Annotated in this window: 27 protein-coding genes; 10 read left to right on the top strand and 17 right to left on the bottom strand. The window is 64.2% G+C overall.

The features are described 5' to 3' along the window. Positions 1-10: 10 nt before the first annotated feature. Positions 11-778, bottom strand: a complete 768-nt coding sequence (locus tag P7A97_RS19045) for a YdcF family protein (protein WP_277691956.1) — start codon at positions 776-778, stop codon at positions 11-13. Between the two features lie 59 nt (positions 779-837). After that, entirely contained in the window at positions 838-1,290 is a 453-nt protein-coding gene (locus P7A97_RS19040; RefSeq protein ID WP_277691969.1) for a hypothetical protein, read from the bottom strand. A 191-nt stretch (positions 1,291-1,481) separates the two neighbouring features. On the opposite strand from P7A97_RS19040, the gene leuS reads away from it, so the two are divergent. The 5 genes from leuS to P7A97_RS19015 all read left to right on the top strand — a co-directional run bounded on the left by leuS (position 1,482) and on the right by P7A97_RS19015 (position 7,447). Next, positions 1,482-4,094, top strand: a complete 2,613-nt coding sequence (gene leuS, locus P7A97_RS19035) for a leucine--tRNA ligase (RefSeq protein WP_277691955.1) — start codon at positions 1,482-1,484, stop codon at positions 4,092-4,094. 73 nt (positions 4,095-4,167) lie between these two features. Continuing rightward, on the top strand, positions 4,168-4,779 hold the full coding sequence (gene lptE / locus P7A97_RS19030; RefSeq protein WP_277691954.1) for an LPS assembly lipoprotein LptE: 612 nt from the start codon (positions 4,168-4,170) through the stop codon (positions 4,777-4,779). A gap of 36 nt (positions 4,780-4,815) precedes the next feature. Next, complete coding sequence (gene holA, locus P7A97_RS19025; protein ID WP_277691952.1) at positions 4,816-5,850, top strand: DNA polymerase III subunit delta; 1,035 nt, start codon at positions 4,816-4,818, stop codon at positions 5,848-5,850. A 75-nt stretch (positions 5,851-5,925) separates the two neighbouring features. After that, positions 5,926-6,084, top strand: a complete 159-nt coding sequence (arfA, locus tag P7A97_RS19020) for an alternative ribosome rescue factor ArfA (protein WP_277691951.1) — start codon at positions 5,926-5,928, stop codon at positions 6,082-6,084. Positions 6,085-6,160: 76 nt separating this feature from the next. Next, positions 6,161-7,447: a lytic murein transglycosylase gene (locus P7A97_RS19015; RefSeq protein WP_277691950.1), complete on the top strand. Its 1,287-nt coding sequence runs from the start codon at positions 6,161-6,163 to the stop codon at positions 7,445-7,447. 23 nt (positions 7,448-7,470) lie between these two features. Here the strand turns inward: P7A97_RS19015 and P7A97_RS19010 are convergent, their stop codons facing one another. Beyond that, positions 7,471-8,352 carry a 3-methyladenine DNA glycosylase 2 gene (locus P7A97_RS19010; RefSeq protein ID WP_277691949.1) on the bottom strand — a complete coding sequence of 294 codons (882 nt, stop codon included), beginning with the start codon at positions 8,350-8,352 and terminating at the stop codon, positions 7,471-7,473. A 184-nt stretch (positions 8,353-8,536) separates the two neighbouring features. Here P7A97_RS19010 and lipA point away from each other — a divergent pair, with 184 nt between their 5' ends. Then, positions 8,537-9,589 (top strand): lipoyl synthase, encoded by a 1,053-nt coding sequence (gene lipA / locus P7A97_RS19005; RefSeq protein WP_277691948.1) that lies wholly within the window; start codon positions 8,537-8,539, stop codon positions 9,587-9,589. Between the two features lie 50 nt (positions 9,590-9,639). Here the strand turns inward: lipA and lipB are convergent, their stop codons facing one another. The 11 genes from lipB to P7A97_RS18950 form a co-directional block, all read right to left on the bottom strand. After that, on the bottom strand, positions 9,640-10,257 hold the full coding sequence (lipB, locus tag P7A97_RS19000) for a lipoyl(octanoyl) transferase LipB (protein ID WP_277691947.1): 618 nt from the start codon (positions 10,255-10,257) through the stop codon (positions 9,640-9,642). Beyond that, positions 10,257-10,535: a DUF493 domain-containing protein gene (locus P7A97_RS18995; protein ID WP_277691945.1), complete on the bottom strand. Its 279-nt coding sequence runs from the start codon at positions 10,533-10,535 to the stop codon at positions 10,257-10,259. Before P7A97_RS18995 ends, lipB begins: the two co-directional genes overlap by 1 nt. 128 nt (positions 10,536-10,663) lie before the next feature. Further along, the gene (locus P7A97_RS18990; RefSeq protein WP_277691944.1) at positions 10,664-11,839 is read right to left on the bottom strand and encodes a D-alanyl-D-alanine carboxypeptidase family protein; all 1,176 of its coding nucleotides are present in this window, start codon (positions 11,837-11,839) and stop codon (positions 10,664-10,666) included. A gap of 96 nt (positions 11,840-11,935) precedes the next feature. After that, complete coding sequence (locus P7A97_RS18985) at positions 11,936-12,934, bottom strand: septal ring lytic transglycosylase RlpA family protein (protein ID WP_277691943.1); 999 nt, start codon at positions 12,932-12,934, stop codon at positions 11,936-11,938. Continuing rightward, positions 12,931-13,917, bottom strand: a complete 987-nt coding sequence (gene mltB / locus P7A97_RS18980) for a lytic murein transglycosylase B (RefSeq protein WP_277691968.1) — start codon at positions 13,915-13,917, stop codon at positions 12,931-12,933. The genes P7A97_RS18985 and mltB overlap by 4 nt, the downstream gene beginning before the upstream one ends. A gap of 26 nt (positions 13,918-13,943) precedes the next feature. After that, the gene (gene rodA / locus P7A97_RS18975; RefSeq protein WP_277691942.1) at positions 13,944-15,092 is read right to left on the bottom strand and encodes a rod shape-determining protein RodA; all 1,149 of its coding nucleotides are present in this window, start codon (positions 15,090-15,092) and stop codon (positions 13,944-13,946) included. Beyond that, on the bottom strand, positions 15,089-17,014 hold the full coding sequence (mrdA, locus tag P7A97_RS18970; RefSeq protein ID WP_277691941.1) for a penicillin-binding protein 2: 1,926 nt from the start codon (positions 17,012-17,014) through the stop codon (positions 15,089-15,091). The genes rodA and mrdA overlap by 4 nt, the downstream gene beginning before the upstream one ends. Before the next feature lie 10 nt (positions 17,015-17,024). Further along, positions 17,025-17,492, bottom strand: coding sequence for a 23S rRNA (pseudouridine(1915)-N(3))-methyltransferase RlmH (rlmH, locus tag P7A97_RS18965; RefSeq protein ID WP_277691940.1), 468 nt, complete (start codon positions 17,490-17,492; stop codon positions 17,025-17,027). Positions 17,493-17,501: 9 nt separating this feature from the next. Continuing rightward, positions 17,502-17,861 carry a ribosome silencing factor gene (gene rsfS, locus P7A97_RS18960; protein WP_277691939.1) on the bottom strand — a complete coding sequence of 120 codons (360 nt, stop codon included), beginning with the start codon at positions 17,859-17,861 and terminating at the stop codon, positions 17,502-17,504. A gap of 7 nt (positions 17,862-17,868) precedes the next feature. Then, on the bottom strand, positions 17,869-18,519 hold the full coding sequence (gene nadD / locus P7A97_RS18955; protein WP_277691938.1) for a nicotinate-nucleotide adenylyltransferase: 651 nt from the start codon (positions 18,517-18,519) through the stop codon (positions 17,869-17,871). Further along, positions 18,519-19,784 carry a glutamate-5-semialdehyde dehydrogenase gene (locus tag P7A97_RS18950; protein WP_277691937.1) on the bottom strand — a complete coding sequence of 422 codons (1,266 nt, stop codon included), beginning with the start codon at positions 19,782-19,784 and terminating at the stop codon, positions 18,519-18,521. Before P7A97_RS18950 ends, nadD begins: the two co-directional genes overlap by 1 nt. A gap of 163 nt (positions 19,785-19,947) precedes the next feature. On the opposite strand from P7A97_RS18950, the gene P7A97_RS18945 reads away from it, so the two are divergent. Further along, positions 19,948-20,628 (top strand): DNA-3-methyladenine glycosylase, encoded by a 681-nt coding sequence (locus tag P7A97_RS18945; RefSeq protein WP_277691935.1) that lies wholly within the window; start codon positions 19,948-19,950, stop codon positions 20,626-20,628. Further along, a complete protein-coding gene (locus P7A97_RS18940) occupies positions 20,625-21,941 on the top strand; it encodes a bifunctional DedA family/phosphatase PAP2 family protein (protein ID WP_277691934.1) in 1,317 nt (438 codons plus the stop codon). The genes P7A97_RS18945 and P7A97_RS18940 overlap by 4 nt, the downstream gene beginning before the upstream one ends. 22 nt (positions 21,942-21,963) lie before the next feature. Here P7A97_RS18940 and P7A97_RS18935 read toward each other — a convergent pair whose 3' ends face one another. Genes P7A97_RS18935 through P7A97_RS18925 form a run of 3 tightly spaced genes read right to left on the bottom strand, consistent with a single transcriptional unit; the run spans position 21,964 to position 23,645 of the window. Next, a complete protein-coding gene (locus P7A97_RS18935) occupies positions 21,964-22,554 on the bottom strand; it encodes an LON peptidase substrate-binding domain-containing protein (protein WP_277691933.1) in 591 nt (196 codons plus the stop codon). 15 nt (positions 22,555-22,569) lie between these two features. After that, a complete protein-coding gene (locus P7A97_RS18930; RefSeq protein ID WP_277691932.1) occupies positions 22,570-23,286 on the bottom strand; it encodes an LrgB family protein in 717 nt (238 codons plus the stop codon). Next, positions 23,283-23,645 (bottom strand): CidA/LrgA family protein, encoded by a 363-nt coding sequence (locus tag P7A97_RS18925; RefSeq protein ID WP_277691931.1) that lies wholly within the window; start codon positions 23,643-23,645, stop codon positions 23,283-23,285. The genes P7A97_RS18930 and P7A97_RS18925 overlap by 4 nt, the downstream gene beginning before the upstream one ends. Before the next feature lie 162 nt (positions 23,646-23,807). Here P7A97_RS18925 and P7A97_RS18920 point away from each other — a divergent pair, with 162 nt between their 5' ends. Both P7A97_RS18920 and P7A97_RS18915 read left to right on the top strand, forming a co-directional pair. After that, positions 23,808-24,263, top strand: a complete 456-nt coding sequence (locus tag P7A97_RS18920; protein ID WP_277691930.1) for a MaoC family dehydratase — start codon at positions 23,808-23,810, stop codon at positions 24,261-24,263. Positions 24,264-24,346: 83 nt separating this feature from the next. Then, positions 24,347-26,071 carry a C13 family peptidase gene (locus P7A97_RS18915; RefSeq protein WP_277691927.1) on the top strand — a complete coding sequence of 575 codons (1,725 nt, stop codon included), beginning with the start codon at positions 24,347-24,349 and terminating at the stop codon, positions 26,069-26,071. Positions 26,072-26,114: the final 43 nt, after the last annotated feature.

Raw genomic sequence — 26,114 nt, 5'->3', positions numbered from 1 at the left:
ACGGACCGCCTCAGCGATAGAGCAGCGGATATACCGCCATCCCCAGCGCTTCGTTGAGCAGGCGGGTGTTCTGCCACAGCGCCTTGCTCTCCGGCAGCCAGCCACAGACCGGGCGCTCGTTGGGTACGCCGAGAAAGCCCAACGGTGCCGCCACCACCTCCAGCCCGGCGCGTTCGAAACACCAACGCGCCCGCGGCATGTGCGCCGCCTGTGTCACCAGCACCACTCGCCGGACACCTTCGGTCTTGAGCAGCTCGGCGCTGAACTGAGCATTCTCCCAGGTGGTACGGCTGCGCTCCTCGCGCCAGCGCGTCGGCACAGAAAAATCGCGCTGCAGCACATCGGCCATCAGCTGCGCCTCGCTGGGTGGCTGGCCATAGTGCAAACCACCACTGATCAGAACTGGCAGCTGCGACGCTCGCTGCAGGCGTGCCGCATAGCGCAGCCGCTCGATGGCGGTCACACTGGGCTGGTCACCGCCCCAGGCAGGATCGGCCTCCTCGCGCCCCGAGCCAAGAATCACGATCACCTCTGCCTGCTGGGCCAAGCCCGGCCACTGTGCCTCGGCCAGCGCCGGCTCACGCTCGATCTGCCGTGCCGCCCACTCCATGACTACGGGCAAGCTGAACAGCCACAGACCGGCCAGGCCGATGAACACAACCAAGCCAGCCGCGCGCGGCCGCCCCAGCCAAGCCCACAACAGCCAGGCGAACAGCAGCAGCAATAGAAAGCCACCAGGTGGCAGGATCAGTTGTTTGAGGATAAAACGCAGTTCCATGGGCACCTCCTGTGCCCGCAGAGACTATGCCCTGCCACACAAGGAGTCGAGCCGTGCGATCAGCGCGGCTGCCCGGCACGAAACAGCTTGGAGCCACAAGCGCTACAGGGCATCACGCCCTCGCCACGCTGCACCTGCGCAGCCGTGCCACATAGGGCGCAACACAACTGCTGGCGCTTCTTGATCAGGGCCTTGCTACGCCCCGGCAATGACCTGCTCGGCAACCGCCCAGGCGGTTTACTGACCGGCCTGCCCTGGCGCACGGGCAATTGCTCGATCGACGCCAACTCCTCGGCCGCCGCATGCCAGCCGCGCAACCAATTAAGGTCACGGTCCAGATAGGCCCGGATCAATTCCAGCTCAGCAGGCGTCAGACCACGCAACTCCAGTTCTGCGGGGGGAGTCCGGCACAGACGGCTCGCGGTTTCTGCTTCTTCTAGTGCCAGGGCAAGACGCTGCAACAGCCGCTCATAGAGCCCGCCCGCCGCCTCCGTGTGCCGCAACTCAGCCATCATCACCTCAACCGGGCGCCGTCGCTGCACGCCCTTGTAACAAGCTTAGCGCCGCGCCGCCTGGCAGCCGTGCGCCGCGACAAACGGCGGGCAGCGCCTTGTGCCGAGGACAATCAGGGTTTCCCTGAATCAGGGGGGGTCATGTATGCTACGGCGTTTCTCGCAGCCCTCTATTTCAGCGCCGAAAACCCATGCACGAACAGTATTCGCCCCGTGATATCGAAGCCGCCGCCCAGACCCACTGGAACGAGCAGAAATCCTTTGTAGTGAGCGAGCAACCAGGCAAGGAAACCTTCTACTGCCTGTCGATGTTCCCCTACCCGAGCGGCAAGCTGCACATGGGCCACGTGCGCAACTACACCATCGGTGACGTGATCGCCCGCTACCAGCGCATGCAGGGCAAGAACGTGCTGCAACCTATGGGCTGGGACGCCTTCGGCATGCCGGCGGAAAATGCCGCCATGAAAAACCAGGTGGCGCCGGCCAAGTGGACCTACGAGAACATCGACTACATGAAGTCCCAGCTGAAATCGCTGGGCCTGGCCATCGACTGGACACGCGAAGTCACCACCTGCAAGCCGGACTACTACCGCTGGGAGCAGTGGCTGTTCACCCGCCTGTTCGAAAAGGGCGTGATCTACCGCAAGAACGGCACCGTGAACTGGGACCCGGTCGACCAGACTGTACTGGCCAACGAGCAGGTCATCGACGGCCGTGGCTGGCGTTCGGGCGCGCTGATCGAGAAGCGCGAAATCCCGATGTACTACTTCAAGATCACCGCCTATGCCGAAGAGCTGCTGAGCAGCCTGGATGAGCTGGAGGGCTGGCCCGAGCAGGTCAAGACCATGCAGCGCAACTGGATCGGCAAGAGCTTCGGTGCCGACATCGTGTTCGACTACGACGTCGCCAGCATCGGCATCGACGGCCAGCTCAAGGTCTACTCGACCCGCCCCGACACCCTGATGGGCGCCACCTACGTGGCCGTGGCCGCCGAGCACCCGCTGGCGCAGCGCGCCGCCGAAGCCAATCCGGCCATCGCCGCGTTCATTGCCGAATGCAAGGCAGGATCGGTCGCGGAAGCCGATATGGCGACCATGGAAAAGAAGGGCGTGGCCACCGGCCAGTTCGTCATCCATCCGCTGACCGGCGACAAGCTGCCGGTATTCGTCGCCAACTACGTACTGTGGGGCTATGGCGAAGGCGCGGTGATGGCCGTACCGGCCCACGACGAGCGTGACTTCGAGTTTGCCAACAAGTACGGCCTGCCGATTCAGCAGGTCTATGCCGGTGAAGGCAAGGACTACAGCACTGCCGAGTGGCAGAGCTGGTATGGCGACAAGGAAGGCCTCACCACCATCAACTCCGGCAAGTACGACGGCAAGGGCTTCAGCGAAGCCTTCGACGCCATCGTCGCCGACCTGGAAGCCAGCGCCCACGGCGCGCGCAAGACCCAGTTCCGCCTGCGCGACTGGGGCATCAGTCGCCAGCGCTATTGGGGCTGCCCGATCCCGATCATCCACTGCCCGAGCTGCGGCGACGTGCCGGTGCCGGAAGACCAGCTGCCGGTCGTCCTGCCGGAAGACGTGGTGCCGGACGGCGCCGGTTCGCCGCTGGCCAAGATGCCCGAGTTCTACGAATGCAGCTGCCCGAAGTGCGGCAGCCCGGCCAAGCGTGAAACCGACACCATGGACACCTTCGTCGAGTCGTCCTGGTACTACGCCCGCTACGCCAGCCCGCAGTACACCGGCGGCATGGTCGACCCGCAGGCCGCCAACCACTGGCTGCCGGTGGATCAGTACATCGGCGGCATCGAACACGCCATCCTGCACCTGCTGTACGCGCGCTTCTTCCACAAGCTGATGCGCGACGAAGGCCTGGTCACTTCCAACGAGCCGTTCAAGAACCTGCTGACCCAGGGCATGGTGGTCGCCGAGACCTACTACCGCACCCTGGAAAACGGCGGCAAGGACTGGTTCAACCCGGCCGACGTGGAAGTCGAGCGTGACGCCAAGGCCAAGGTCATAGGCGCTCGCCTCAAATCCGACGGCCTGCCGGTGGAAATCGGCGGCACCGAGAAGATGTCCAAGTCGAAGAACAACGGCGTCGACCCGCAGGCCATGATCGATGCCTACGGCGCCGACACCTGCCGCCTGTTCATGATGTTCGCCTCGCCGCCCGACATGAGCTGCGAGTGGTCGGACGCCGGCATCGAAGGCGCCAACCGTTTCCTGCGCCGCGTCTGGCGTCTGGCCCACAGCCACGTCAGCGCCGGCCTGCCGGGCCAGCTGGACGTCGCCAGCCTGACGGACGAGCAGAAGAACGTGCGCCGCGCCATCCACCTGGCGATCAGGCAGGCCAGCAACGACGTGGGCCAGCACCACAAGTTCAACACCGCCGTCGCCCAGGTGATGACCCTGATGAACGTGCTGGAAAAGGCCGCCACCGCCACCGAACAGGACCGTGCCCTGCTGCAGGAAGGCCTGGAAACCGTGGCCCTGCTGCTGGCACCGATCACCCCGCACATCTGCCATGAGCTGTGGCAACAGCTGGGCAAGGCCGGCGCCATCATCGATGCGCCGTGGCCGCAGGTCGACGAATCGGCCCTGGTACAGGACAGCCTGACCCTGGTCATCCAGGTCAACGGCAAGCTGCGTGGGCAGATCGAAGTGCCGGCATCGGCCAGCCGCGAAGAAGTCGAAGCCGCTGCCCGTGCCAACGAGAACGTGCAGCGCTTCACCGAAGGCGTGACCATCCGCAAGGTCATCGTCGTGCCGGGCAAGCTGGTCAACATCGTCGCCAATTGATAACGGTCGCCAACTGCTTAAGCTCGGTGCCATGCCCGCATGGCACCGAGGCTCTCCAAGGGGATAGAAGAGAATGATGAAACGGAATCTGGTGGTAATCGGTCTGGCCGTTCTGCTCAGCGCCTGCGGCTTCCAGCTGCGTGGCACCGGCGATGCCCAGTTCGCTCTCAAGGAAATCGACCTGCAGGCACGCAACGCCTACGGTGAGACCGTCAAGGAGCTGCGTGAACTGCTGGAAAACAACGGCGTCAGAGTGCACAACGGCGCACCCTATCGCCTGTTCCTGAGCAACGAGCAGCAGACCCAGCGTACCGCCAGTTACACCAGCAGCGCCCGCAGCGCCGAGTACCAGCTGACCAATCAGCTGGACTACGAAATCCGCGGCAGCAAGAACATGCTGTTACTGCAGGATCAGCTGGAAGTACAAGGGACCTACGTACACGATGGCAACAACCTGGCCGGCTCCACCCAGGAGTCCGAACAGGTCCGCCAGGAGATGCGTCGCGAGCTGATCCAGCGCCTGTCGCTGCGCTTGCAGCAACTGACCCCGGCCCAGCTGGAGCAACTGCAGCAGGAAGCCGAGGCACGCGCCCAGGCCGAGGCGGAAGCCGCCGCAGCCGCGCGCCGCGCCGAGCAGGAGTCGGCGCCCCAGCAGTCGCCGATCCAGCTGCCGATCAGCCAGTAGCTGCACAGGGCCGGGTAACCGGCCCTTTTCACACCCATGAAGCTCTATCCCAACCAGCTTGGCAAACACCTGCAGGGAGTCCTGGCCCCGGTCTACGTGGTCAGCGGTGACGAGCCACTGCTGTGTCAGGAAGCCGAGGACGCTATCCGCAGTGCCGCGCGCGCTCAGGGGGTCAGCGAGCGCCAGGTGTTCCATGCCGAAGCCAGTTTCGACTGGAACCTGCTCTATGAAGCCGGCGCCAGTCTGTCGCTGTTTGCCGAGAAACGCCTGATCGAACTGCGCATCGCCAACGGCAAACCGGGCGACAAGGGCACCGCCGCGATTCTCGAATACCTGCAGCGTCCGCCGGAAGACACCACACTGCTCATCAGCCTGCCCAAGCTCGACGGCAGCACGCAGAAGACCAAGTGGGCCAAGGCCCTGATCGAGGGTCCCAACTGCCAGTTCCTGCAGATCTGGCCGGTCGACAGCAGCCAGCTTCCGGCCTGGATCCGCCAGCGCATGTCCCAGGCCGGCCTGGCCGCCAGCCAGGAGGCAGTGGAACTGATCGCCGCCCGCGTGGAAGGCAACCTGCTGGCGGCTGCTCAGGAGATCGAAAAACTCAAGCTGCTGGCCGAAGGCAACCAGGTCGATGTCAGCACCGTGCAAGCGGCGGTGGCCGACAGTGCTCGCTACGACGTGTTCGGCCTGATCGACGCCATCCTCAACGGCGAAGCCAGCCATGCCCTGCGCATGCTCGACGGCTTGCGCGGCGAAGGCGTGGAGTCGCTGTTCATCGTCGTCATGCTGGCCCGCGAGTTGCGCCAGCTGGCGGGCATCGCCCAACAGTTCAGTCAGGGGGTCCCCCTGGAGAAGGCCTTCGCCAGCGCCCGCCCGCCCATCTGGGACAAACGCCGGCCATTGATCGGCAAGGCCGTGCAGCGCCATACCGCCGCACGCTGGAACCAGCTACTGATCGATGCCCAGCGCATCGACGCCCAGGTCAAGGGCCAGGCCGCTGGCGACCCGTGGCGCAGCCTGGCGCGCCTGGCCATGCTAATGGCCGGCCAGCGCCTGCCGCTCAGCGAGTAGTCGCTGGACAATTTCTGAGCAGCGGCGCATAGTCCGCGCCGCCCGCAATCCAGCGGAGCCTGCGAGGAATTCCGAATGAGCAAGAAAGCCGGAAAACGGCCGAACAAGGCCAAATCCATCATCGCCCAGCCACTGTTCCGCAGCCGTCAGGAACAGCCGAAAAAAGGCAAAGGCAGCTACCGCCGCGAAGCCTCCCAGCACCACTGGGAGGCTTCTTGCTTTATGGCAGCCTGAAAAAAGTAAAGGCACCTGCTCCGCCAAGCCTGGCATGTTAAGGTCGCAGCCTAACTGGCAAGACCGAGACACCACCATGCTGTACCGCACCACCCGCCGCCCTCTCTGCCTGACCCTCGCCAGCCTCCTGCTGCTGGCCGCATGCGCCGAAACACCTCAGACCGAGGCTAACTCCCCGATCACGCCAGCTCAGCCCCAGGCTCCTGCTGTTGTCAGCCCACCGGCACAGGTCTCGACTGCCCCCGTGTCTGCCATCGACTTCGCCACCTGGCGCCAGCAGTTTCGCGGCAAAGCCCTGCAGGCCGGCATCCAGAGCGAACTGTTCGACCGCGTGTTTGCAGGAGTCACACCCGACCCCAGCGTAGTACGCGCTGATGGTGCGCAGCCCGAATTCACCCGCCCGGTTTGGGAATACCTGGAAGGTGCGATTTCGCCGACGCGCGTCCGCAAGGGCCAGGCCCTGCTCAGCCAACATGCCGCCACCCTGAGCGCCATCGAGCAACGCTACGGCGTCAATCGCGAAGTGCTGGTAGCAATCTGGGGCATGGAAAGCAGCTTCGGCCAGTTCATGGGCGAGCAATCGGTGATCCGCTCACTGGCCACCCTGGCCTACGAAGGCCGCCGCCCGCAGTTCGCCGAAGATCAACTGCTGGCAGCCCTGCAGATCCTGCAAAGCGGCGACACCACACCAGCCGGGCTGCGTGGCTCCTGGGCCGGCGCCATGGGCCAGACGCAGTTCATCCCCACCACCTACCTCAGCCATGCCGTGGATTTCGATGGCGACGGTCGTCGCGATATCTGGGGCTCCAGCGCCGATGCCCTGGCCTCCGCAGCGCACTACCTGCAGGCCTCCGGCTGGCAGATGGACAAGCCCTGGGGCTTTCAGGTCGCCCTGCCGACAGGTTTTGATTACGCCCTGGCGGACACGGAGATCCGCAAGACCTACGCCCAGTGGCACGCGCTCGGCGTGAAAGGCACTCCGGCCGGGCTGGCGGCAGAGGACACAGGCTACCTGTTGCTACCGGCAGGCCACCGCGGCCCGGCCTTTCTGGTGTTCCGCAACTTCGGCGCCATCCTCAGATACAACAACTCATCATCCTACGCCCTGGCGGTGGGCCTGCTCAGCGCGCGCTTCGACGGCGGCGGGCAGATCAGTGGCAGCTGGCCTAAAGATGAGCGCCCACTGAGCCGCAGCGAACGCGTTGCCCTGCAGGAAGGCCTGACCCAGCGCGGCTACAACCCCGGGCCGGCAGACGGCATTATCGGCGCCAACACCCGTCGTGCGATTCGCGCTTTCCAGCAGAGCCTGGGGCTGCCTGCCGACGGGTATCCGACCCCGGCATTGCTGCAACAGTTGCAGTAGACGCATACCGTCACGAGCACGCCTCATGACATCGCCCAGAGGTGGGCTGCCACCAGCGCCCGCCAGGGCGAGAACGGCAACAGCCAGTCACGCACAAAGGACTGGCTGAGTTTCTCTGGCGCCCCCAGCAAGCGCTGTAACTGGCGGCGCACGGCGGCGTCACCCTCCAGCGAGCCATCCAGACGGGCGAACCCACGTAGCAGGGCATAGTCCACAGTCCAGGGACCTATGCCCCTGAGCGCCAGAAGGCGCTCCCTGATGGCTGCGGCAGGTTCATCTTCCAGCCAGGCATCCAGCGGCAGACGTCCTTCTGCAACTTCACGCGCCAGCAGCAACAAGGCCTGGGTTTTGGCGTGCGAGAAGCCGGCCTGGCCCAGCGCATGCGCGTCCAGAACCGCGACTGCGGGCGCATCCGGGTAACAGAACAGGCCGCTGGAGTGCTGCCGTCCAGCCAGCTGGATCAGGCGCCGACGCAGCGTAATGGCGACGGGCAGACTGATCTGCTGGCCGCTAATCGCCCATGTCAGCGCCTCGAATGGCGAAGCGGCTTGTGGCACACGCAGCCCGCGATTGAGCGCCAGCACGCTGCCAAGCTGCGGATGCGCGGCATAGGCAGCCTCGAATGCCTGCACCGGCTGGGTCAGCCCTAGCATGCGCGCCGCCAGCGCCCTCAATGCTTGCGCATCAATCCTGCCACCGGCGTCCACCTGTAACGTCACCCGAACGTGTCCACCCGCAAAGCCCAGACTCAGACGGGCCGCAAGCCCCTCCCAGAGGATGCCCTTGGCCAGCCCATCCGACTCGACACATTCAGCCAGGCCCTGAGCATCGCGCCGATGAAAGCTCAACAGGTCAGACCGTCGAAAGCCCGCAGGCAATGGCAGCTCGATTTCGCAGAGGGACATGCGTTCTCGTCGTAATTGAAGTGACTGCAAATGGCACAACCTGCGTCTGCATCTCACATGAAGAAGCACAGGCGCAATACGTCCAGCCTTGCGTCGCCCACGGCGCTGGCGCAAACCCAGCTATGGTAGACTGCGCGCCGGCCAAAAGCCCTGCCACCGAAGCCCCTACCGGAGCCGAGATCCGATGTCCGACACTCCCTCGCCCAAGTCCGTCTCCAGCGGTGAAAAATTTCGCACCGCCCAGGGTATCACTGCGATCAAGGATGGCCAGAAGCGTCGCGCCTCGGCCGAGCCGCAGGTCGTCGAACCCAAACCGAGCTGGCTGAGGGTCAAGGCGCCGAGCGGTAGCCGCTTCGATGCGGTCAAACGCAATGTCGGCGAACATCGCCTGAGCACCGTCTGCCAGGAATCCCACTGCCCGAACATGGGCGAATGCTGGTCCAACGGTACCGCCACCATCATGCTGATGGGCTCGGTGTGCACCCGTGCCTGCCGCTTCTGTGCAGTCGACACCGGCAACCCGAACGGCTGGCTGGACCTGGAAGAGCCGCAGAACACCGCGAAGTCGGTCGAGCTGATGGGCCTGCGCTACATCGTGCTGACTTCGGTGGACCGCGACGACCTGGCCGATGGTGGTGCTGCCCACTACGCCGCCTGCGTGCAGGCAATCAAGGCCAATACCCCGCAGGTGGTGGTGGAAGCCCTGACCCCGGACTTCGACGGTGAACACGACGCCATTGCCCGCGTGGTGGATTCCGGCCTGGAGGTGTTCGCGCAGAACGTCGAGACGGTCAAGCGCCTGACTCATGTTGTGCGCGACCCCCGCGCCGGCTACGAGAAGACCCTCAAGGTGCTGGAGTTCGCCAAGCAGCATCGCCCCTCGGTCATCACCAAGACCAGCCTGATGCTGGGCCTGGGCGAGACCGACGAGGAGATCCTTGAAACCATGGATGACCTGCGCGCCATCGGCGTGGATATCCTCACCCTCGGCCAATACCTGCAGCCGACCCGCAATCACCTGCCGGTCAAGCGTTGGGTCAGCCCCGAGGAGTTCAACCGCTTCCGTGACATCGGCCTGGAGAAAGGCTTCATGGAAGTCGCCGCCGGCCCGCTGGTACGCTCCAGCTACCGTGCCGACCGAGTGTTCGAGAAGAACAACCTGGGCCTGTCCGCGCCGGCTCCGGTCCCCGGCCAACAGCAGGACGACAGCCTGATTCCGGCGCTCAACCTGCACTAAGCGCGACGGGAAACAAAAGGCCATGGTCACCCATGGCCTTTTGGTTTGAATCAGCGGTAACCGAGCCTCTCGCGCAGTGCACGCTCCAGGCGCTGTGCCACCTCATCGAGCGAAGGTGACGTGACCAGCAGATCCTTTAGCTGAACCATCTTCAGGCCCGCGTAACCGCATGGATTGATGCGCCCGAACGGCGCCATGTCCATGTCGACATTCAGCGCCAGGCCGTGGAACGAACAGCCATTGCGCACCCGCAGCCCCAGCGAGGCGATCTTCTCGCCGTTGACGTATACACCCGGCGCATCGGCCTTGGGTGCCGCCTCGATGCCATAACCCGCCAGTACGTCGACCAACGCCAGCTCCATGGCAGTCACCAGCTCACGCACACCCAACTTGCGCCGACGCAGATTGAGCATCAGGTAGGCCACCAGTTGGCCGGGGCCGTGGTAGGTCACCTGGCCACCGCGCTCGACCTGAATCACCGGAATATCCCCCGGTGCCAGCACATGCTCGGCCTTGCCGGCCTGCCCCTGGGTGAACACCTGCGGGTGCTGCAGCAGCCAGATTTCGTCCGCGGTCGACTCATCGCGCTCGGCGGTGAAGCTGCGCATGGCTTCCAGGGTCGGCAGGTAGTCCACCAGCCCCAAGTGACGTACAACAAGCTCCGTCACTAGAGCACCATGTGCACGCGGCCGGTGGCCTTGAGGTCGACATGGATGGCCTGCAGCTGCTCAACGCCGGTGGCTGTGATCAGCACCTGCACGGAGAGAAAGCGGCCATTGCGGCTGTCGCGCACCACCAGGCTGGCGGCATCGAAGCCTGGCGCATGGCGCTGGATGATTTCGACGATCAGATCAGTGAACCCCTCACCAGCTTCGCCAATCACCTTGATCGGGTAACGCTCGCAGGGGAATTCGATTTTCGGCGCAGATACTTCGCTATCGGTCATGGCGGTTACTCCGGGTTTTCGCCCGTAAAATGCAGAACGCCCCGATGGCGGGGCGTCCTTGTGAGTGTTCAGGTCTGGCCCTCAATCTGGGGCCAGCGCGGCAGCGTTTCAAGGCTGCCGCCGATCCTTTAGTTGAACAGGCCGAAGAAGAACAGGCGGATGCTATCCCACAGGCGACGGAAGAAACCACCTTCCTCCACCTCTTCCAGCGCGATCAGGTCGGCGCTGTGGATCACCTCGTCACCCAGCTTGACTTCGACCTTGCCGATCACATCGCCCTGCTTGAGCGGTGCCACCAGCTGCGGCTCCAGGACCATGACAGCCTGCAGTTTCTTGATCTGGCCCTTGGGCAGGGTCAGCGACAGATCCTCGGCCAGGCCGGCCTTGACCTGACGCGTGGTGCCTTTCCAGACAGTCGCCTGGCTCAGCTCCTCGCCTTTCTTGTAGAAGGTCTGAGTCTCGAAGAAGCGAAAGCCGTAGGTCAGCAGCTTCTGCGTCTCGGCGGCGCGGGTCTTCTCGCTGTCGGTACCGAACACCGAGGTGATCATGCGTGCACCGTCGCGCAAGGCCGAGGCCACCAGGCAGTAGCCCGCTTCCTCGGTGTGACCGGTCTTCAGGCCATCCACGGTACTGTCACGCCACAGTAGCAGGTTGCGGTTGCCCTGCTTGATGTTGTTCCAGTGGAACTCCTTCTGCGAATAGATCGCGTAATGCTCCTGGTCCTCATTGATGATGGCGCGGGCCAGAATGGCCATGTCATGGGCGCTGGAATAGTGCTCCGGATGTGGCAGACCAGTGGCATTCATGAAGTGCGAGTTCTTCATGCCAAGCTTCTCGGCCGTTTCGTTCATCATGTCGGCAAAGGCATCTTCGCTACCGGCAATGTATTCGGCCAGGGCGATGCTGGCGTCATTGCCGGACTGGATGATGATGCCGTGCAGCAGGTCATCCACTTTCACCTGGCTGTTGATCGGCAGGAACATGGTGGAACCACCGGAAGCGGCGCCACCGGTACGCCAGGCATGCTCGCTGACAGTCACCAGATCCTGTTCACCGATCTTGCCCTTGCGGATTTCCAGGGTGGCGATATAGGCGGTCATCAGCTTGGTGAGGCTGGCCGGCGGCAGGCGCTGGTCACCGTTATTCTCAACCAGCACCTTACCGCTGGCTGCATCCATCAGCACATAGGACTTGGCGGCCAGCTGCGGCGGCGAAGGAATCGCGGAGTCGGCAGAAGCGGCGAGTGGCGCGACCAGCAGTGTGGCCACCAGGGAAAGGCGTTGGGCAAAGCGGGAGATGTTCATCCGTCTCTCTGAAGGTTGCGTTTCAACAATGGCACAGGCGACCTAGGGTCGCCTGCGTTTTGGCGCCGCCCTCCGGACGGCGTACCAAGGCGTTGCTCAGTCGGGCCGGACCATGGTCGGCTCGCCGAGATTGGCCAGGCGCACGCTGTTTTGCAGCTGCTGCGCTTCGGCCTGGGTCTCAACCGGGCCCAGGCGAACCCGGTGCAGGATCTGCTGGTTGCGCACCACCGAGCTGATAAACACCTTGGCAGGCACCGTTTGGCTCAACTTGTCCTTGAGAAGTTCCGCAGCGTCCGGATTGGCGAAGGCGCCCACTTGGAGATACAGGCCAGAGGCTGCGGGCGAAGCGTTTTTTTTTACGTCGACCTGAACAGGCAGCACGGCGGCGGCATGTTGCGCCGGTGGCGGACTGTACTGCTCGATCTGCTGTACCTGAGGAGCAGCCGCTGCTGGCGTAGCCTGAGCGGCCATCTTCGGCTGAGCCAGCACCATGGGGACGGGGCGCCCCTGAGCCGCCCACCATTCATGCGGATCAATACCCTCGACCTTGACCCGAGCGGTGCCGCTTTCGGCATAACCCAGCTTCTTCGCCGCCGCGAAGGACAGATCGATGATGCGGTCGGAGTAAAAAGGACCACGGTCGTTGACCCGCAGGATCACGGTCTTGCCGTTATCCAGGTTGGTCACCCGTACATAGCTGGGGAGCGGCAGGGTCTTGTGGGCGGCAGTCATACCGTACAGGTCGTAGGCTTCACCGTTGGCGGTGGCCTGCCCATGGAACTTGGTGCCGTACCAGGAGGCGGTGCCGATGGCGTTGTAGCGCCGGCCGTCCTGGATCGGGTAATACGTCTTACCCATCACTGTATAGGGATTGGCCTTGAAACGACCGTAATGCGGCATGGGCACGGCATCGGGAATGCGCGACACATCCACGTCCCACCAGGGCGCACCATCACGGTGCGGGCGATTGTAGTCCTGTGGCCCGGATATAGGCTGCGCGCCCGGCGCCGTAGGCTGCGGCGCGCGACTACTGGAACAGCTGACCAGCGTCAGCCCCAGGGCCGCCATAGCCAGACCGCGCAGAAGCCTGCTCATTGCTTGCTCCGGCGCGCCAACAGCTCGTTGGACAACTGGTACACCGCCATGGAGTACATGGTGCTGCGGTTGTAGCGGGTAATCACGTAGAAATTCGGCAGGCCCATCCAGTACTCCTCACCCTCGGCGCCGTCAAAGCGGAAGGCTGTCACCGGGATATCGTCACGCAGTACGTCGCTGCTGGTCCAGCCGAGGGCGCGCAGTTCGCCGACATTTTTCACCGGGTCAAGACCCGGAGTCAGCCCCTCCTTGGCCTGCTCGCCCTTGACCTGGGCGCGGCTGACCACCGGCTCGCCGGTCGCCCAACCGTGGCGTTTGAAATAACTGGCCACACTGCCGATGGCGTCGGTCGGGTTGCTCCAGATATTGATATGGCCATCACCATCGAAATCGACGGCGTAGGCGCGGTAACTGCCCGGCATGAATTGCGGCAGCCCCATGGCACCAGCATAGGAACCTGTGCGACTGAGCGGCTCGACCTGCTGCTCACGGGTCAGGAGGAGGAATTCACGCAACTGCTGGCAAAAGAATTCGGCGCGCGGCGGGTAATCGAAGCACAGGGTCGAGAGCGCATCGAGCACGCGCCAACTCCCGGTATTACCACCGTAGAAGGTTTCCACGCCGATGATGGCGACGATAATCTGCGCCGGTACGCCGTATTCCTGCTCGGCACGGGCCAGGGCCTCGGCATTCTGACTCCAGAAGTCCACGCCCTTGCTGATGCGCGCTTCGGTGATGAAGATCGGCCGATAGTCCTTCCACGGCTTCACCTTCTCCGCCGGCCGGGAGATCGCGTCGAGAATCGCCTGCTTGCGCTCGACCTGATCGAACAGCGCCGTCAGTTGCTCACTGGCAAAACCATGGTCGCGAGTCATCTCAGCCACGAACTCGGCCACCTGCGCCGAGCCCTGGTATTCCCCGGCGGCCTGCACCTGCCCGGCCATGCCGAACAGCGCCATCATGGCCACGCCCCAGCTACGCATTGCTTGATTCAAATTCTGCACTCTTGTCATGACTTGGCGATCCACTTGCGGTGCGTTTGAATCGCCATCAAAACCCCAAACCCAGACAACAGCGTCACCAGATGGGTTCCGCCATAGCTAATGAAGGGCAGGGGCACCCCCACTACCGGCAACAGGCCACTGACCATGCCGATGTTAACGAATACATAAACGAAGAAGGTCATGGTCAGGCTGCCGGCCAATAACTTGCCGAACAGTGTTTGTGCATTGGCCGTGATCACCAGGCCGCGCGCAATCAGCAGCAGGTAGACCAACAGCAGGATGCACACGCCCACCATACCGAACTCTTCGCTCAGCACGGCAATGATAAAGTCCGTATGGCTTTCCGGCAAAAAATCCAGGTGCGACTGGGTACCCAGTAACCAGCCCTTGCCAAATACACCGCCCGAACCGATAGCCGCCTTGGACTGGATGATGTTCCAGCCGGTGCCCAGAGGATCGCTCTCCGGGTTGAGGAAGGTCAGAACACGCTGTTTCTGATACTGGTGCAGCACGAAGAACCACATGGCGATGGCAATAGGCACCACGGCAGCGGCGGCGCCGATGATCCAGCGCCACTGCAGACCCGCCATGAACAGCACGAAGGCTCCCGAGGCAAGGATCAGCAGCGAGGTACCGAGGTCCGGCTGCTTGAGGACCAGTACGAAGGGAACTCCGATCAGCGCCAGGCTGATGACGATGTGTTTGAACTTGGGCGGCAGATTGTGCCGGGCCAGGTACCAGGCGATGGTCGCCGGCATGATGATCTTCATGAACTCCGAAGGCTGGAAACGGATCACCCCAGGGATGTTGATCCAGCGCGTCGCACCCATGGCGGTATGGCCCATCACTTCGACCACCATCAGCAAACCAACGCCACCGATATAGGCCAGCGGGACCCAGCGCGCCATGAAGCGCGGTTCGAACTGAGCGATGAACAGTGCAGCGACCAGGCCTATGCCAAAGGATGTGCCCTGCTTGATCACCAAGTCCCAGTTCTTGCCGCTGGCCGAATACAACACGAACAAACTGCCGGCGCACAGCGCCAGCAGGATCAGTAGCAGCCAGCCATCGATGTGCAGCCGTTGCAGCAACGTAGCGCGACGCTTGAACACGTCCTCGTCAGAAATGCTGCGGTCGAACTCCTGGCGCTTCATGGCTGTACGCGGGCCTCTTCTGACGTCACCTGTGGCGGGCGAAACTCGGGTTTGAGCTGGCCATCCTCGCCCAGCAGCCAGGCATCCATCACTTGCTTGACCACAGGAGCAGCCACGCCGGAACCGGACTCACCATTCTCCACCATCACCGCCACAGCAATCTTCGGCGCCTCAGCCGGGGCAAAAGCGACGAACAGGGCGTGGTCGCGATGGCGTTCTGCGACCTTGTTGCGGTCGTACTTCTCACCCTGCTTGATCGCCACCACTTGCGCCGTGCCACTCTTGCCGGCGATACGGTAAACCGCCGTGGCCCCCACCTTGGCCGCAGTGCCGCGCGGAGCGTGCATCACCGCCTCCATGCCGAGGCGGCCGTAATCCCAGAACTTGTCGTCACGCAGCTTGATATCCGGAGGCGTCTCGACCTTGTCGATCATGCCGGCATCCATCAGCTGCTGCGCGTTGCGCCCTTCGGCGCTGCGCAGCAGGTGCGGGCGAATCCACTTGCCACGGGTGGCCATCAATGCGGTCGCCTGCGCCAGCTGCAGGGGCGTGGCCTGCATATAGCCCTGGCCAATCCCGAGGATCAGCGTCTCCCCCGGATACCAGGCCTGGCGATAGCGGGCGCGCTTCCACTCGCGCGACGGCATCAGGCCGGCGGTTTCCTCGAACATGTCCAAAGACACACGCTGGCCAAGGCCGAAGCGGGTCATATAGTCATGCATGCGATCGATACCCATCTTGTGGGCCAGATCGTAAAAGTAGGTGTCGTTGGAGCGCATGATGGCGAACTCCAGGTTCACCGAGCCGTCACCGCTGCGGTTCCAGTTGCGGTACTTGTGGGTGTGGCCGGGCAACTGATAGAAGCCCGGATCGTAGACCCGGCTCTGCGGCGTCACCACCCCGGCATCCAGACCGGCCACCGCCACCATGGGCTTGATGGTCGAGCCCGGAGGATACAGCCCCCGCAGTACGCGGTTATACAGAGGCCGGTCAATGGAGTCGCGCAGCTCGGCATAAGCCTTGAAGCTGATGCCGGTAACGAACGGGTTGGGGTCGAAGCTGGGCTGGCTGACCATTGCCAGCACCTCGCCAGTGGCGGGTTCGATCGCCACCACGGCGCCGCGTCGGCCCGCCAGTGCCAGCTCGGCGGCCTCCTGCAGCTTGGCGTCGAGCGTCAGGGTCAGATCCTTGCCCGGCAGCGGATCCGTGCGTTTGAGCACACGCAGCACGCGCCCGCGAGCGTTGGTCTCGACTTCCTCATAACCGACCTGGCCATGCAGCAGCGGCTCGTAGAACCGCTCGATACCGGTCTTGCCGATATGGTGAGTGCCGCTGTAATTGATCGGGTCAAGTTTCTTGAGCTCCTGCTCGTTGATTCGCCCCACATAACCCACCGAGTGGGCGAAATGATCCTTCTGCGGATAGTGCCGCACCAGCTGAGCCGCCACCTCGACGCCAGGCAGGCGGAACTGGTTCACCGCGATACGGGCAATCTGCTCCTCGGACAGCTCAAACAGCACCGGCACCGGTTCGAAGGGACGACGCCCCTGCAGCATGCGCTTCTCGAACAGGGCGCGATCGTCCGGCGTCAGCTCCAGCACCTCGACCACCACATCCAGCACCTGGCGCCAGTCACCCGCACGCTCACGCGTCAGGGTCAGGCTGAAGCTGGGACGGTTATCGGCGATGATCACCCCATTGCGGTCGAAGATCAGCCCGCGAGTCGGCGGAATCGGCTGTACATGGATGCGGTTGTTTTCCGCCAGGGTCGAATGGTGCTCGTACTGGATCACTTGCAGGTAGTACATCCGCGCCACCAGCACCATCGTCAGCAACAGCACCACGGCCCCGCCAACGAAGACGCGACGGCGCACCTGGCGGGCGTCCCTCTCGTGGTCTTTCAGGCGTATGGGCTGCGGCATCGACGACTGCTTATTTGTGGTACGGATGGCCGGACAGCACGGTCCAGGCACGGTAGATCTGCTCACCGATGAGGATGCGCACCAGCGGATGGGGCAAGGTCAGCGGCGACAGCGACCAGCGCTGCTCGCTACGCGCACAAACCTCCGGCGCCAGCCCTTCCGGGCCACCGACCATGAGGTTGACGTTACGCGCATCCAGGCGCCAGCGCTCCAGTTCGGCCGCCAGCTGCTCGGTGCTCCAGGGTTTGCCATGGACTTCCAGAGTGACGATACGTTCCCCGGGCTGCACCTTGCTCAGCATGGCCTCGCCCTCCTGACGAATCAGGCGGGCCACATCGGCGTTCTTGCCACGGGTAGTCAGCGGAATCTCGACCAACTCAAGCGGCAACTCCGATGGCAGACGCTTGGCATACTCCTGCCAGCCATCTTCCACCCAGCGCGGCATGCGCGAGCCAACAGCGATTAGCTTGATACGCACGTCAGACGCTTATTCCGGCTGATCCTGGTGCTGCGCACGGCTCTGCTCGGCGCCCTGCCACAGACGCTCCAGATCGTAGAACTGGCGGGTGGCAACCTGCATCACGTGCACCACGACGTCGCCCAGGTCGAGCAGGGCCCACTCGCCGCCGTCCAGACCTTCGCTGCCGATCGGGCGCACACCCTGCTCCTTGACCTTCTCCAGCACTTCGTTGGCCATCGATTTGACGTGACGGCTGGAGGTACCGCTGGCGATCACCATGAAATCGGTGACGCTGGTCTTGCCGCGTACATCGATGGTGGTGATGTCGGCACCTTTCATGTCTTCCAGGGCCGCCACGGCGACCTTGACCAGTTCTTCGTTTTGCATCGTTACCTCATGAATCGGTTTGCCCAGAGTACAGTCCCTGAGCTTGGATATAGGCCAGCACGGCGTCGGGCACCAGATAACGCACCGAACGCCCTTGCGCCAGCAACTGGCGAACCTGGGTGGCAGACACCGCCAGCGGCGTCTGCCAGATAAAGCTGATCTGCCCGCCAGGCCCGGCCAGACTCAGCGGATCGTTCTCGCTACGCGCCGCCAACAGGTCTCGCAACGCCTCGGGCGGCTCGCTATCGGCATCCGGCCGTTGCAGCACCAGGATGTGGCAATGCTCCAGCAGTTCCTGCCAGCGATACCAGCTGGGCAAACCGCAGAAGGCATCCCAGCCCAGCAGGAGAAACAGCTGATCCTCTGTCGACAGTTCACCCCGCACCGACTCCAGGGTGTCGTAGGTGAATGACGGCTTGTCACGCTGCAGTTCACGGTCATCGACCCGCAGCTGCACTTCGCCGGCCACTGCCAGCTCAACCATGGCCAGACGCTGCTCGGCCGAGACCAGCGGTGCCTCACGATGCGGCGGACGTGCGCTGGGGATCAACCGCAGCTCGTCCAACCCCATGTACTCGGCCACTTCCAGCGCCGCGCGCAGATGCCCGATATGCACCGGATTAAAGGTGCCGCCCAGGATCCCAATGCGTCGCGCCATCAGGTACGAATGTGCCCGTCGCCGAACACCACGTACTTCTCGCTGGTCAGGCCTTCCAGGCCGACCGGACCACGTGCATGCAGCTTGTCGGTGGAAATGCCGATCTCCGCGCCCAGGCCGTACTCGAAGCCATCGGCGAAACGGGTCGAAGCATTGACCATCACCGAGGCGGAATCCACTTCGGTGAGGAAACGCCGCGCATCACTGAAGTTCTCGGTGATGATCGCGTCGGTGTGTTGCGAGCCGTAGGTGTTGATGTGGGCGATGGCCGCGTCCAGCGAGTCGACGATGCGAATCGCCAGGATCGGCGCGTTGTACTCGGCGTACCAATCATCCTCGCTCGCTTCCAGCACATCGCTGCCGAGCAGCGCGCGGGTGGCGGCATCGCCACGCAACTCCACGCCCTTGTCGCGGTAAATGGCGGCCAGCGGCGGCAGCACACGGGCGGCGATGGCCTCGTGCACCAGCAGGGTTTCCATGGCGTTGCACGGCGAGTAGCGCTGGGTCTTGGCGTTGTCACAGACGCGAATGGCCTTGTCGAGATCGGCAGCGACGTCGACATAGACATGGCAGACGCCATCCAGATGCTTGATCACCGGCACCTTGGCGTCGCGGCTGATGCGTTCGATCAGGCCCTTGCCGCCGCGCGGCACGATGACGTCGACGAACTCCGGCATGCTGATCAGCGCGCCAACGGCGGCACGGTCGGTGGTTTCCACCACCTGCACGGCACTGGCTGGCAGGCCGGCCTCGGCCAGGCCGAGCTGGATGCAGCGGGCGATGGCCTGGTTGGAGTGAATGGCCTCGGAGCCGCCGCGCAGGATGGTGGCATTGCCGGACTTCAGGCACAGGCTGGCGGCGTCGATGGTCACGTTCGGCCGCGACTCGTAGATGATACCGATCACACCCAGCGGCACGCGCATCTTGCCGACCTGGATGCCGGACGGCAGGAAGCGCATGTCACGGATCTCGCCGATCGGGTCCGGCAGGGTAGCGACCTGGCGCAGGCCTTCGATCATCGAGTCGATCACCGCCGGGGTCAGCGCCAGGCGGTCAACCATGGCCGGCTCCAGGCCATTGGCGCGCGCGGCTGCCAGGTCAAGCTCGTTGGCGGCGGTCAGTTCGGCGCGGGCAGCGTCGAGGGCGTTGGCGGCGGCCTGCAGGGCGCGGTTCTTCTGCGCGGTGCTGGCACGGGCGAGCACCCGCGAGGCCTCACGCGCGGCGCGGCCCAGGCGGGTCATATAGTCGAGTACGGACTCGGTCATGGTTGGTGATGGCCTGGCAGCTGGAAAAAGGGGCTGATTATAGCGGGCGCGCCCCGCCACGCACAGCATTGCCGGGCAGACGGCAAGCAATCCCGGTCGTTCAGCCAGAATTCAGCCTGACATTGATAAGATCGCCCCGTTTCCAGGCCGACCGGACGCCCCCATGCCTGCGCCCCTACCAGACAGCTTCTTCGACCGCGACGCACAGACTCTGGCTCGCGGCCTGTTGGGCAAAGTGATCCGCCATTGCCACCAAGGGCACTGGCTGGCCGCTCGAATTATCGAAACCGAGGCTTATTACCTGACCGACAAAGGTAGCCATGCCTCGCTTGGCTATACCGAGAAGCGCAGGGCGCTATTCCTCGACGGCGGCCACATCTATATGTACTACGCCCGCGGCGGTGACTCGCTCAACTTCAGCGCGCAGGGTCCGGGCAATGCGGTGCTGATCAAGTCGGCCATGCCCTGGCTGGACGAACACTGTGCCGCGGATGCCCTGCAGCGCATGCACGCCAACAACCCAGCGGCCAACGGCAACCTGCGCCCCACCGAGCGACTGTGTGCCGGGCAGACGCTGCTGTGCAAGGCCCTGGGCCTCAAGGTGCCGGAGTGGGACGGCCAGCGCTTCGACCCGCAACGTCTGTTCGTCGAGGACATTGGCGAACGCCCCCGACAGATCATCCAATGCGCACGCCTGGGCATCCCCCGCGGGCGCGACGAGCACCTGCCCTACCGTTTTGTCGATGCCGCCTACAGCCGTCAGTGCACGCGCAATCCGCTGCGCCGAGGCCAGGTCGAAGGCCGCGACTATGTTCTGCTGAATATCGAGGAACTCCCCGTATGAACCACTGGTTCGACACCCTGACCCTGTGGCTGGAAAGCAACCCGCACTGGCTGGGCCTGACATTGTTGATCATGGCCTGCGTCGAATGCCTGGCCATTGTCGGCCTCCTGATTCCCGGCACCGTCGTGCTGTTCAGCCTCGGCGTGTTGGCCGGCAGCGGCGCTCTGGAACTGTGGCAGACCCTGTTGCTCGGCTATGTCGGCGGCCTGCTCGGCGACCTGGCCTCTTACGGACTGGGCAGGCGCTACCACCAGGGTATTCGCAACCTGGCGCCACTGCGCAAACACCCTGGCTGGCTGAATGGCGCCGAACGCTACTTCGAGCGCTATGGTGTGGCCAGCCTGCTGGTCGGGCGCTTTATCGGCCCGCTGCGACCCATGCTGCCGCTGGTAGCCGGCATGCTCGACATGCCATTCATGCGTTTTCTGCTGGTCAGCATGCTGGCCGCCGCCGGCTGGTCTGTCGCCTACCTGCTGCCCGGCTGGGCGACTGGCGCCGCCTTGCGCCTGCCACTGCCGGACGGTTTCTGGAGCGAGGCTGGCGCGGTAATCGGCGCCGTGGCGCTGATGCTGGTACTGGTTATTCACAGCAGCCTGCGCGAACTGCGCTGGGCCACACTACTGGCCGCCGGCCTGAGCGGTGCGCTGCTGCTGGCCCTGTTGCTCAGCGCCAGCCATCTGCAGGCACTGGATCAGGGGCTGCTGGCCCTGGTGCAGGAGCAGCGGGCGCCCGCCATGGACAGCCTGGCCCTGCTGATTACCGGTATGGGCGACTTCAACACGCAGTTGGCGGCCGGTGTACTGCTGACCTTGCTGCTGGTGGTTGCGCGACGTTTTCAGGCGGCGCTGTATGTCTGCAGCTGCATGCTGCTCACCGCGCTGGCCAATGGTGGCCTCAAGCAACTGTTCGCCCGCGCCCGCCCCGACGTACTGCTACAGCCGCTGGATACCTTCAGCCTGCCCAGTGGGCATAGCTCGGCAGCCTTCGCCTGCTTCCTCGCCCTCGGCGTGCTGGCCGGCCGCGGCGCACCGGCGCGCACACGCCTGACCTGGTTGCTGCTGGCCAGCCTGCCGGCACTGGCGATTGCCCTGTCGCGGGTGTATCTGGGCGTGCACTGGCCGACCGACATCATCGCTGGCGCGCTGCTGGCGGGCATGGTCTGCGCCCTCAGCCTGGCCTGGCTGCAACGTCGCGCCCCCATGCAACCGCTGGGCGCGCGGGTGTGGTGGCTGATCCTACCGGCAACCCTGGCGCTGCTCGGCGCAGTGAGCGTCTGGGCGTTGCCACAGGCGATCCAGCAGTATCGCTATTGAGTCAGCTGCAGGGGTTCCGCCCCTACGCCGTCAGCTCGCCCTGCAGCTGGTCAAGCAGCCCCTGGATCAAACCGAGCCGCTGCAACGGCTCGTCGAGCGTCAGCGCCTGCAGCTTTTCCTCGACACTGAACGGCAGCAGGTAGGCCAGCTGGTTGGCCAGTGCCTGCTGGCCGCTAACCACACCCCCCATGCCCAACCCCGACACCATGGGATGCTCGGCCAGGGCCGCGAGCAGTGCCGCCAGATCGGCGTGCTCGGCCAGCAGCGGAGCATCCGCCGGCTCCTCGACCCAACTGACCTCGGCCAGGGCCAACTGATCGGGCTGCACCACCACTTTATCCACATGGAAGCGTCGGCCGCCCTCGACGCGAATCCCCAGCAGGCCGTTGGGGCGCTGCTGGAAATCACGGATCAGCGCCTCGCACCCCAGGGCCGCGAAACGACTGGCGGCCTCGCCGACCTCCTCGCCCTCGAGGATGCCGACCACGCCGAAGCCCTCGCCGCGCTTCATGCAGGCGCTGATCATGTCCAGGTAACGCGGCTCGAATATCTGCAGATCGAGCACACAGCCAGGAAACAGCACGGTATTGAGGGGGAACAGCGGAAAACTCATCCGATACGCTCCGAATCAGACAATCAGGGTAACGACCAGCGGCAAGGCGATGGCAGTGATCATGCCCATCAGGCTCATGGCCAGGGCAGCGAAAGCGCCACTCTCCTCACTGTCCTGCAAGGCTCTGGCGGTGCCGACCGCATGAGCGGTGATGCCCAGCGCCATGCCCTGAGCCGCCGGGTGGTGCACACCGATGCGGCGCAACAGCTCCGGCCCGCAGATGGCGCCGATCACCCCGGTGATCAGCACGAACACCGCCGCCAGGGCAGCCACGCCACCGATCTGCTCGGCCACCAGCATGGCGATCGGCGAGGTCACCGACTTCGGCGCCAGGGTCATCAGCATCATGCGCTCGGCACCAAAGGCCCAGGCCAGGGCCACACCCAGCACGGTCGCCACCAGCCCACCAACCAGCAAGGTCAGCAGCACCGGCCAGAACAGCTCGCGGATGCGCCGCAGGTTGAGGAACAGCGGCACGGCCAGCGCCACGGTGGTCGGCCCCAGCAGCACGCTGAGCAGGAAGGTGCTGCTGCGGTATTCGTCATAGGTCAGGCCACAGATCACCAGCACGCCGATGACCACGCTCATGGACACCAGCACCGGCTGCAGGAAGAACCAGCGGGTCTTCTCGTAGGCGGCTAGCGCCAACTGATATGCCGCCAGAGTAATGCCCACGCCGAACAGTGGATGATGAATCACGGCTTGCAGCGCCGCCTGCCAGGAGCCGGTCATGGCTGTTCTCCTTTACCGGCCTGGCGGTCGATCAGCTTCTGCATCAGCCAGCCACAGAACAGCAGCGAAATCACCAGCGACAGCCCGAGAGCACCCGCCAGCGCCCAGAAATCGGCGGCGATCTGCTCGGCATACACCATCACCCCGACGGCCGGCGGCACCAACAGCAACGGCAGGTAGCGCAATAGCCCGGTGGCCGCCTCGCTGATGGGCTGACCCACCTCGCCACGCAGCAGCAGAAAAACGAACAGCAGCAGCATGCCGATGATCGGCCCCGGCAGCATGTGTAGAAAGAGGACATTGAGGGCAGTGCCGAGCAACTGGAACAGCACCAGCCAGGTCAGGCCGCGAAGCAACATGCGAGGGTCTCCAACGGTAAGGCGCGGCCATTATAGGCATGTCGAAGGGGCCGCTATAAACCGCGACATTTGGCTTGACCCGCAGTTATTGACCGTGATGATCTAAGGCCAGCAGGTTCATCGCAAAAACAACAAATAACCTCGCATCCTCAAGGAGGATCTATGCCGTTCGTACCCGTGTCGCAACTGCAAGACTATGTAGGCAAGGATCTCGGTCGCTCCGAGTGGCTGACCATCGACCAGGAACGTATCAATCAGTTCGCCGAGTGCACCGGTGACCACCAGTTCATTCATGTCGATCCGGAGAAAGCCAAGCTCACCCCCTTCGGCACCACCATTGCCCACGGTTTCCTCTCCCTGTCGCTGATTCCCAAGCTGATGGAAAACCTGATCGTGCTGCCCGAAGGCATGAAGATGGGCGTCAACTACGGCCTGGACAGCGTGCGCTTCATCCAGCCGGTCAAGGTCAACTCGCGCGTGCGCCTGGGCCTGAAGATCACCGAGGTCACCGAAAAGCGTCCGGGCCAATGGCTGATCAAGTCGGAAGCCACCCTGGAAATCGAGGGCGAGGAAAAGCCGGCCTACATCGCCGAGCCGATCAGCCTGTGCTTCGTCTGAAGCCTTGACGGTGTAGCGAACGGGGCGCTGAGGCGCCCCGTTTGCATGTGCACTGCGGCATACTCGAAGCAACTTCCCGCAGGATGCCCACCATGCCCCGCCGCTTCGCTCCGCTAACCCTTGCCCTGCTCCTGACCGCCTGCGGCGATGGCGAACCCCTGCTGCCCGCCGATGCCGTGCTGCCCGATGGCGGCCGCTATCGCGGCGAGATCATCGATGGGCGGCTCCAGGGCGAAGGCCGCATCGACTACGCCAATGGCATGTACTACCAGGGCCAGTTCAAGGACGGCTTGTTCGAAGGCCATGGCACGTGGCACGGCGCCAGCGGTGAGACCTACACCGGCGAATTCCGCCAGGGTCTTTTTGAAGGCCAGGGCGAGCTGGTCTACGGCAATGGCACGCGCTACGAGGGCAGCTTCAAGCAGGGTCGCATGCATGGCGAGGGCCACCTACAACAGGGCGGCATGAGCTATCGGGGCGAGTTTCGCGACAACCTCTACCACGGCATCGGCACCCTGGAGCTGCCAGACGGCAGCCGCCACCAGGGCCGCTTCGTGCGTGGCGACCCGCAAGGCGAGGGGCTGCGCAGCTCTGCCGAAGGACAGTTCAGCGGCACCTTCCGCAAGGGCCGTCTGCACGGCGAAGGCAGCTACCGCGGCGAAGACGGCGAGACCTACAGCGGTGGTTTCCGCAACGACCAGTTCCACGGCAAGGGCCGCTTTCAAAGTGCCGAGGGCGACGTCTGGAGCGGGTATTTCGTCGATGGTGAGTTGACTGGCCAGGGCGAGTACCGCGGCAGCGACGGCAGTCACTACGCAGGCCAATTCCGTTACTGGCGCTTCCATGGCATCGGCAAGCTGAAGCTGGCCGACGGCAGCGTCTACCAGGGCAACTTCGCCAACGGCCAGTATGCCGGCGAGGGCACCCTGACCAGCGCCAGCGGCCAGCAGACTCGCGGCACTTGGCACGCCGGCGAATTGATCAGCGACCAGGACGGCAGCCGCCGCCCGGACCCGCTGGAACTGGGCCTGCTTAATCAGGGCCAATTGCTGCAAGAAAGCCTCGCCGCCCTGCCCGCTTCCACCCCGGCGGTCGAGCTGTACAGCCTGACCCTGGCCGGCGATGGCAAGCAGAGCGTGTTCCTGCGCGAGGCCGACTACGTGGCCAAGCTGCTGCGCGAGCGTTTCGGCGCCCGCGGCAATATCACCCTGACCAACCATCGCAACCACCTGGCCGACCGCCCGCTGGCCACCCGCGAGAGCCTGACCCGCGCCGTGCGCGCCCTGGCCGAACGCAGCGGCCCGGAGGATCTGGTGTTCATCTACCTGACCAGCCATGGCTCGCGCAGCCACGAGCTGAGCATCGACCAGCCGCGCCTGCAGCTGGCTGACCTGCCTGCCAGCGAGCTCGCCGCCCTGCTGCAACCCCTGGCCGGGCGCGACAAGGTCATCGTCATCTCCGCCTGCTACTCCGGCGGCTTCATCCCCCTGCTGCAGGACGATCACACCCTGGTGATGACCGCCGCCCGCGCCGACCGGGTGTCGTTCGGCTGTTCCGAGGAAAACGACTTCACCTACTTCGGCCGCGCCCTGTTCGCCGAGGCGCTGCAGCAAACCGATGACCTGCAACGTGCCTTTGAACTGGCCAAGCGAACCGTTGCCGAAAGAGAACAGGCGGATGATTTCGAGCCCTCCGAACCGCAGCTCTGGGCGCCGCGCGCGGTGCTGAAGCGCTGGAACGACTTGCGCCAGAACCAGGCCGAATCGGCGCTGAGCGCAGCCACCGACGGGACGAAGAAAAATCTCTGAAATGCGATGCGGCGCGGCCTGCTTCTTCTAAATCGTTCTAAGC

It is taken from the genome of Pseudomonas sp. GOM6 (assembly GCF_029537485.1).
Lineage (GTDB): Bacteria > Pseudomonadota > Gammaproteobacteria > Pseudomonadales > Pseudomonadaceae > Aquipseudomonas.
The sequence above is the reverse complement of the archived record's forward strand: the minus strand, read 5'-3'. Positions and strand labels throughout refer to the sequence as shown.